The sequence below is a fragment of the Bacteroides sp. RTP31139st1_H2_RTP31139_211217 genome (assembly GCF_040227615.1).
In the GTDB taxonomy this organism is placed as follows: Bacteria; Bacteroidota; Bacteroidia; order Bacteroidales; family Bacteroidaceae; genus Bacteroides; species Bacteroides uniformis.
The window spans coordinates 1-7,332 of the sequence record NZ_JBCNZM010000203.1 but is presented as its reverse complement, the minus strand read 5'-3'; the positions used below and the strand labels follow the sequence as shown (position 1 = coordinate 7,332).

General features: G+C 51.9%; 8 protein-coding genes and 1 pseudogene. 3 read left to right on the top strand and 6 right to left on the bottom strand.

Annotated elements, in window-relative coordinates; all coding sequences use genetic code 11:
• Window positions 1-294: pseudogene (locus tag ABUA47_RS21720) on the bottom strand (hypothetical protein); the annotation flags it as partial.
• A gap of 444 nt (window positions 295-738) precedes the next feature.
• Between ABUA47_RS21720 and mobA the strand changes: the two are divergent.
• From mobA to mobC, 3 genes are read left to right on the top strand one after another with little or no spacing between them, the layout of a single operon-like run.
• Window positions 739-1,185, top strand: a complete 447-nt coding sequence (mobA, locus tag ABUA47_RS21715; protein WP_074783445.1) for a conjugal transfer protein MobA — start codon at window positions 739-741, stop codon at window positions 1,183-1,185.
• A complete protein-coding gene (gene mobB / locus ABUA47_RS21710) occupies window positions 1,160-2,386 on the top strand; it encodes a conjugal transfer protein MobB (protein WP_322932651.1) in 1,227 nt (408 codons plus the stop codon). The genes mobA and mobB overlap by 26 nt, the downstream gene beginning before the upstream one ends.
• Window positions 2,387-2,431: 45 nt before the next feature.
• Window positions 2,432-4,444, top strand: coding sequence for a conjugal transfer protein MobC (gene mobC, locus ABUA47_RS21705; protein WP_162098784.1), 2,013 nt, complete (start codon window positions 2,432-2,434; stop codon window positions 4,442-4,444).
• Window positions 4,445-4,500: 56 nt separating this feature from the next.
• Here the strand turns inward: mobC and ABUA47_RS21700 are convergent, their stop codons facing one another.
• The 5 genes from ABUA47_RS21700 to ABUA47_RS21680 form a co-directional block, all read right to left on the bottom strand.
• On the bottom strand, window positions 4,501-5,121 hold the full coding sequence (locus ABUA47_RS21700; RefSeq protein WP_005800217.1) for an RteC domain-containing protein: 621 nt from the start codon (window positions 5,119-5,121) through the stop codon (window positions 4,501-4,503).
• 104 nt (window positions 5,122-5,225) lie between these two features.
• Window positions 5,226-6,062: a helix-turn-helix transcriptional regulator gene (locus tag ABUA47_RS21695; RefSeq protein WP_007485382.1), complete on the bottom strand. Its 837-nt coding sequence runs from the start codon at window positions 6,060-6,062 to the stop codon at window positions 5,226-5,228.
• A 40-nt stretch (window positions 6,063-6,102) separates the two neighbouring features.
• Entirely contained in the window at window positions 6,103-6,384 is a 282-nt protein-coding gene (locus tag ABUA47_RS21690; protein WP_005800220.1) for a hypothetical protein, read from the bottom strand.
• Between the two features lie 77 nt (window positions 6,385-6,461).
• The gene (locus tag ABUA47_RS21685) at window positions 6,462-6,974 is read right to left on the bottom strand and encodes an IbrB-like domain-containing protein (RefSeq protein WP_005800221.1); all 513 of its coding nucleotides are present in this window, start codon (window positions 6,972-6,974) and stop codon (window positions 6,462-6,464) included.
• Between the two features lie 4 nt (window positions 6,975-6,978).
• The coding region (locus ABUA47_RS21680) for a DUF3440 domain-containing protein (RefSeq protein WP_349832033.1) at window positions 6,979-7,332 on the bottom strand (354 nt) is incomplete at its 5' end.

Genomic DNA, 7,332 nt, shown 5'->3' with positions numbered 1-7,332 from the left:
ATTCATGGTTTGGGAACGGCGGGGTTCAAGTGGCCGGCTCCTGACGTGGAATGGCTGACTGAACAGCCAACCGACCGAAATATTGTCCGTCTGATTGGCCGACCGACGGTCTGACCATACATGACACAATCCGGCGGACTGCATAGCCTGTCGGACAAACAGGAAGATAGTCGGTTGCCTAATCATCCCGCCGGACAGACAGCCTTTTATCCGCTTGGTTGGCTGGTCAGCCAGCCGACCGCACCAACGTTGCAACGGCTGACCGTCTGGTTGGTTATCTGACCGGTTGGTCATTCAGTCCGTCATTACGCATCCCATTCAGGCACATCCTCAACCGCTGATTCAGCCATCATCGGCCGCCCGTTTTTCCTCCTGTTCCACCCGTGTGTACAAGTGGCTGCCATTTGGCATAATGTGGCTAATGTTAGTGATATACAACTGATTATATCACTTCCTAACTTTGCACCATCCAACCGGGAATGGGCAGTTTGCCTTCCGTCGGTCACCAATCCCCGCTTTCCCCGAAAGCGCTCTTTCCTCTCCAAAGAGGAAAGATTTATGTTCGCCAGAACATAGGAACATAGCAAGCTGTGTTTTTTGCAGCACCACTCCGTTTTGCAGCAAAAAACGCTTGCCCTTGCAGGGGCTGCAATTTGCTCCGAAGTCGCAAATTGTGGGAGGGAGAGCTGACGGCGGCAATTCCACCGGGTGGAATTGTACCACATAAAAAACGTATATATGAACAACGAGAAAAAGCGTCCCCGCACAAGGGGAAAAGGGGGCAGGTTGCCCAAGCCGAACCCGGCCATCCGCCGTGAGACGGTCAATCTGGACGAAGCCGGCCATGCACGGTTTCTCACCATGTTTGAGCAGTCCGGCCTGTTGTCCAAATCCAAGTTCATCGCCGCACGGATCTTTAACGAGGAGTTCAGGGTGATCCGGACAGACCGTGCCACAATGGAGTATGTAGCCAAGCTCACGGAACTGTTCCGGCAGTTCCGTGCCATAGGAGTGAATTACAATCAGGCAGTCAAGGAATTGCACATCCATTTCACTGAAAAGAAAGCGTTGGCACTGCTCTACAGACTTGAAAAGCTCACCCTTGAACTCGTGGAGCTGAACCGCCGGATTGTCGAACTTTCCCAAAAACTCGCCTCACATGGTAGCCAGGATCAGCGTGGGTAAGAACTTGTACGGCGCACTGGCCTACAACCAGAACAAGGTCGATGAAGGCGGGGCGAAAGTCCTCTGGGCACATCTCCTTCGTTATCCCGAAGACGAGCGTTTCCGTCCGGATGAATCCGTGCGGCAGTTTCTCGAATGGATGCCGAACCATTACCGCACCGAGAAGCCGGTCATACACATCTCCCTCAATCCGCATCCCGACGACGTGCTGACCGACAGCCAGCTGGCGGAAATCGGCAGGGAATACATGCAGCGGCTCGGTTACGGCAACCAGCCGTATCTTGTCTTCAAGCACGAGGACATCGGCCGGCATCATATCCACATCGTTTCCCTGCGTGTCGACAGTGAGGGAAGGAAGGTTTCCGACAAGTTCGAATACCGCCGCAGCAAGGAGATTACCGAACTTCTGGAACAGAAATACGGTCTGCATCCGGCGGAAGGTCAGAAGAAAGGCGAAGAGTGGCAGCTGAAGCCGGTAGATGTTGCCAAAGGGGACATCAAACGGCAGATCGCCCGTACGGTCAAACCCCTGATCCAACTTTACCGTTTCCGCACAATGGGCGAACTCCGTGCCCTGCTTTCCCTGTATAATATAGGTGTGGAAGAAGTGAAGGGGGAAATTGGTGGACGCACCTACCACGGCATACTCTATACCGCTTTGGACGGCAACGGCGAAACGGCGGCCACTCCCATAAAGTCCTCCCGGCTGGGCAGAATGACCGGTGCACAGCAGCTGGATAAGAAGATGCAGGAATCCGCTGCAAAGATCAAGTCCGATCCGTGCCGTGAACGGCTTCGACCGTTAGTGGCCGAGGCTTTGCGCCAGTCCGTGGACGAACGGGATTTCCGTGACCGCCTGGCGAAAGAACAGATAGACTTGGTTCTCCGCCGCAACGAAACCGGCAGGATTTACGGCGTTACCTTTATAGACCACCGCAGCCGCACCGTACTTAACGGCTCACGTCTGGGCAAGGAATTCTCGGCGAACATGCTCAACGGACACTTTCAGGAACAGCCGCCAAATTCCCTGTCGCCACTTCTGCCGCCCGTTCCGTCCGCTGTGGCTTCCGGAAACGGGGAAAAAATTCCGGGAGGGTTGCTTTCCGATATGGAGCCGGAGCTGAACTATGTCCCCCGGCATCCCAGGCTCCTGAAGCCCGACAAGAAGAAATGCCGCCGGCGTTACGGTCGTCAGGACTGACCCGTATTACATAATTATCAAGACGATAACTTTTTTAAATTCAGTATTATGTCACAAGAAGATGATCTCAGGGGACTGGCGAAAGTCATGGACTTTATGCGTGCCCTCAGCGTATTATTCGTAGTTGTCAATATCTATTGGTTCTGCTATCCGTCCATCCGGGAATGGAACGTCAATATCGGAGTGGTGGACAGGATTCTGCTGAACTTCCAGCGCACGACCGGATTGTTCGGCTCCATCCTTTGGACAAAGCTTTTCTCCGTTACCTTCCTTGCCCTCTCGTGTCTGGGCACGAAGGGTGTAAAGGAGGAAAAAATCAAATGGGTGCATATCTGGACAGCCCTTTGCGCAGGTGTCGTCCTCTTCTTTTTCAACTGGTGGCTGCTCTGCCTGCCCGTACCGTTATTGGCACGCACCGCCTTTTATATATTCACTCTTGCCGTCGGCTACCTCTGCCTGCTCGCTGCCGGTGTATGGATCTCCCGCCTGCTCAAACAGAATCTCATGGACGATGTGTTCAACAACGAGAACGAAAGTTTCATGCAGGAAACAAGGCTTATCGAAAATGAATATTCCGTAAATCTGCCGACACGGTTCTATTATGGCAAGAAGTGGAACGACGGATGGATCAATGTCGTGAACCCTTTCCGTGCCTCCATCGTGCTGGGAACGCCCGGTTCGGGCAAGTCCTTTGCGGTGGTGAACTCCTACATCAAACAGCAGATAGAGAAAGGCTATGCCGCCTATATCTACGATTTCAAGTTTCCCGACCTCTCCACCATTGCTTACAACCACCTGATCGGTCATTTGGAGGGGTATAAAGTGCCGCCGAAGTTCTATGTCATAAACTTCGACGATCCCTCACGCAGTCACCGCTGCAATCCCCTCAATCCGAAGTTCATGACCGACATCTCCGATGCTTACGAGAGTTCATACAGCATCATGCTCAACCTCAACCGGTCGTGGGCGGCGAAGCAGGGCGATTTCTTCGTCGAGTCGCCCACCATTCTCTTTGCCGCCATTATCTGGTTCCTGCGGGTGTATAAGGACGGCAGGTATTGTACCTTCCCCCATGCCGTCGAGTTCCTTAACAAGCCCTACGAGCAGATTTTTCCCATCATGTCCTCCTATCCCGAACTGGAGAACTACCTCAGCCCCTTCCTCGATGCGTGGCTGGCGGGAGCTGCCGACCAGCTCATGGGCCAGATCGCCAGTGCGAAGATACCCCTGTCCCGCATGATCTCGCCGGCACTCTATTGGGTGATGTCCGCCGACGAGTTCTCTTTGGACATCAACAATCCCGACGAGCCGAAAATCCTCTGCATAGGCAACAATCCCGACCGGCAGGCGATCTACGGTGCTGCGCTCGGACTGTACAACAGCCGTATTGTAAAGATTGTCAACAAGAAGGACAGGTTGAAAAGCTCCATCATCATCGACGAGCTGCCCACCATCTTCATCAAGGGACTGGACAACCTGATAGCCACCGCACGCAGCAACAAGGTCGCCGTGCTGCTCGGCTTTCAGGATTTCAGCCAGCTTATCCGTGACTATACCGACAAGGAGGCAAAGGTGATCATCAACACGGTAGGCAACATATTTTCGGGACAGGTCGTGGGGGAAACGGCCAAAACCCTCAGCGAGAGGTTCGGCAAGATACTTCAGAAACGCCACTCCATCTCCATCAACCGGCAGGACGTTTCCACCTCCATATCCACCCAAATGGACAGTCTCATTCCACCCAGCAAGATCAGCGGACTGACACAGGGGATGTTCGTCGGCTCCGTAGCCGACAACTTCGGGGAGAGGATTGAGCAGAAAATCTTCCACTGCGAGATTGTCGTCGATGCCAAAAAAATAGCCGAAGAGGAAAAGGCATATCAGAAGATACCCGTTATCACCGGCTTCGTGGACGATGAAGGGGTGAATCACATGAAGGAAATGGTACAGGAAAACTACAACCGGATCAAGGAGGATGTCAGACGGATCGTGGCCGACGAGCTGGAGCGCATCGCCGCAGATCCCAACCTCAGACATCTTCTGGAACTGAACAAATAACCGTAAATGCAAGGCCTTCACACACGTGGAGAACCGTGTGTGAAAGGGTCCGCATTTCATCGGTTGCGTCTCCTGTGCCCCTCGTCATCGTCTTCCATCCGTTTGAGCAGAACTTCACGCAGGCGGTCGATGAAGTAGGTTCTGTCTCCCGCCTTACGCCGCCGCATCCGCGCGTAGTAGCTCGAAGCATTCTTCACGTTCACCCCCAGCACATGACAGACGTATTCCACCACACGCCCGAGTGTCACCTCACCGCCGTTGAACATCTTCAGCTCGTGGCAGGCATACAGCAGTTCCATCAGGCAGATGACCTCTGCCGTCCAGCAGACGGGGGGATCACCCTCTGTAGTCGGCAGACCTGCCGGAGCAATGGCGGAACCGGACTTATGAATGAACCTGCATCTGTCCAGCAGACCTTTCAGGTACTCCAGCGTACCAATGATATAGGCATAGCAGGGCAAGTGCTCTTTTTGTGCTGTGCGGTAATGCTCACGCAGAATGACCAGTTTGCAACTTAGATATTGCAGCTGGAAAAAGACGAGCGTAACATCCTTTTCCACACGTTGCAGCTCATAGACCTCACGGATGAACTCGGTGTTGGCGTTTGCCAGTGTATTCCTGTCACTCTCTTCTCGCTCCAGTAACAGGAAATAAGGGATAAAAGTAAACAGTTCCATGCTGTTCGGGATTTTAATTAAACACCGGCAAGATAGCGAAACGAGCACTGATAGCCGTTACGCTTTTTATTTGAAATAAGCTCTACATCAAGCCTGATGAATTTTTATTTGCTCCGCCACCGGTGAGCCAGTGCCTGCTTCAGCCTCCCCGGAGTGCATCCCATGTTTCTTTTACAGAATTCACACAGACGGCTTGCTGATGAAAATCCGTTCCTCTCCGATATTTCTCCCAGTGAAAGTCCATGATTATATTTTATATCCAGACATATGCGTTTTATTCGCCGATTCCTTAGCCAACGTCCCGGGGGCAACCCGTAAACAGACAGAAACCTGTTTCTGAAGGCCGAATAACTCATACGGCACAGCAGGGAGAGTGTACCGACGGAATACACGCCGGGGCTGTAAAAAATAACTTTCAGACGAAATACGGCGACGGACAATATCCTCAACCGCCTTTCTGCGAACTGAAAGTCCAGTTCACTGACACAAGTGGAATATCCCCGGAGTTGTTTCCTCCGTTCCAGATAGAAGTACAGACAAACCTCCCTGTAAATATCATACAGGGAAACAGATGGGCCTATAGCATACAAAATCTCACAAAGCCAAAGCATTTCCTCCGTACGTCCCCTCTTGCGGCATGGCAGGACGACATTCTCCCGCAACCTGCACAAAACATCCCTGTCCCGTGAAAGGAAGAGCAATACCAGAACGCCCCTGTATGCAGGACAAGCCATGCCGGGGAGTTCCGGCAGCATCTCCAGCACACGGAGTACATGCCCGCAAAGTTCAGAGTTCCCTGCGTACCTTCCCAACACGAGCAGCCTCTTTATCTTCTTCGTCCGGGAGAGTCTTCTCACATCATTGCAAAACAGGCTGACCATCTCTTTCTGCCCATCCTGCGCATGCTTTCTGAACAGTTCCAGAAGATCAGGCTCCGCCATTCCCGCCCATACCCGTTTACTTCATACCGTGCCTTATCATTCACAGCACACACATTATTCTGATACAATCGTCATCAACCAGACACGGGTATTGCGCCAGTCGTTCCAGCACCGGTTCCAATGCAAATCCCTGTATAATTCTGTGACGTTTGCTGTCACTACAAAACACACTTTCCATCTCCATTTCAGGAAAGTAACACAGAAGATGGGCGGCAGAGGCGTCAAAAGCCACAGGGCCGTCCTCGTGAAGAAAAATGTAAATATCCGACACATTTGCACTTTCCATTCCCTTGATCAGATCTGTTATCTCCATCTTGCACATTTTATAATATTTTTACATTTTTTCCTTACTTCCCGAATACTCCGAGCATACGAATTTTCGGTTTTATGCCAAATATCCTATTCTACGGCCTTACGGAATTCCTTATCCGCAAAAAGCTCCGCCAGTCCCGATATCTGCTTCAGGCGCAGCAACTCATCCTTGTCCATACCCAGGTTCCTGCGTATCCACGAATCCGACATGCCCGACCTCGTAAGTTCCCCGACAAGCCGTGTCATAAGCTCGATCTTATGCATTCCACGGGCACGGTTATGGCGGATGGTAGAGGCCATACGCTCGGCCAGATCCTTACGGATGACGGTAACGGGTAACAGTCCGTTCTCCCGCTTGTATATTCTGGGCGAGGTCATCATGACCTTATACCTGTGATAGCCGTCCACAAGCTCGTACACATCCTCTTTCTCAATGTAATAACACACGCACGGCATCGTGTACCCATCCTCCCAAATCGAGAGTTCCAAAAGCCGCATCTCAGGAGGGGCCGTCACGTTGGGATTATAGGAATTCGCCCTGATCCTTTCCACCGGTACAGCCTTGACGCCATACACGGGACTGGTAAATTCATTGTCCATCTTTTCATTCATTAAAATAAGATCTATATTCATCCATCATCTTCCGTCTTCTTTCCTGTTCCTGTTTATTTGGTGAAAAGCCCATGTACTTGCAACAGTGGCCGTTTTTCAGGATACAGATGCACATCCGCTTGTACGAGGGCAATTCACGGAATTCAGGCAGGTCTATGTCATCAAGGTATTCCATCCTGACCGGGAGCTTGTGCGTCCTGTATCCCGATGTCCCGCCAAGTTTGAAAGGGATATTCAACCTCTTGAGTTTCATGATCGTTTCTTTTGCCAGACAGCCGCCCTTCTCCCGCCAGAACCGCACGCTTACCTCCAGTTTATCCAGATAGTTGTTCCTGGCATCCTCAGG

What these genes read in the sequence shown, in the direction of transcription:
- mobA (WP_074783445.1), top strand. Translation starts at nt 739, where the DNA reads ATGAACAACGAGAAAAAGCGTCCCCGCACAAGGGGAAAAGGGGGCAGG.
- mobB (WP_322932651.1), top strand. Translation starts at nt 1,160, where the DNA reads ATGGTAGCCAGGATCAGCGTGGGTAAGAACTTGTACGGCGCACTGGCC.
- ABUA47_RS21700 (WP_005800217.1), bottom strand. Translation starts at nt 5,121, where the DNA reads ATGGAACTGTTTACTTTTATCCCTTATTTCCTGTTACTGGAGCGAGAA.
- ABUA47_RS21695 (WP_007485382.1), bottom strand. Translation starts at nt 6,062, where the DNA reads ATGGCGGAGCCTGATCTTCTGGAACTGTTCAGAAAGCATGCGCAGGAT.
- ABUA47_RS21690 (WP_005800220.1), bottom strand. Translation starts at nt 6,384, where the DNA reads ATGTGCAAGATGGAGATAACAGATCTGATCAAGGGAATGGAAAGTGCA.
- ABUA47_RS21685 (WP_005800221.1), bottom strand. Translation starts at nt 6,974, where the DNA reads ATGGACAATGAATTTACCAGTCCCGTGTATGGCGTCAAGGCTGTACCG.